Here is a 377-nt window from a genome sequence, read left to right on the forward strand (position 1 = left end):
AACCCGCTGCGGGACCGGGAGCGGGGTCGGATCTACCGGCTGGTGGCCAAAGACGCCCCCGAGTATGAGCCGCTGGATCTGAGAGATGCCGACACTGAAACATTGGTGGATACCCTGTCCAACGACAACATGTTCTGGCGCATGACCGCCCAACGCCTGTTGGTCACCGAAGAGCGTACCGATGCCATCCCGGCACTGCGGGCCATACTGACCGGCAACCCGGATCGTGATTCGCTGGGTCTGGACGTGGCTTCGATTCATGCCATCTGGACGCTACACGGCCTGGGTGCGTTTACCGTCACCGACGAGGCGTCGGACACGGCCGTACGTAACGCCTTGCGCCACCCGTCCGGCGCCACCCGCAAAAATGCGGTACA

At 63.1% G+C, this 377-nt stretch carries 1 pseudogene; it reads left to right on the plus strand.

The window, feature by feature from the left end:
• Positions 1-377: pseudogene (locus B3187_RS02615) on the plus strand (hypothetical protein); the annotation flags it as partial.

The sequence above is a fragment of the Marinimicrobium sp. UBA4209 genome, assembly GCF_002381585.1.
GTDB classification, from domain to species: Bacteria; Pseudomonadota; Gammaproteobacteria; order Pseudomonadales; family Cellvibrionaceae; genus Marinimicrobium; species Marinimicrobium koreense.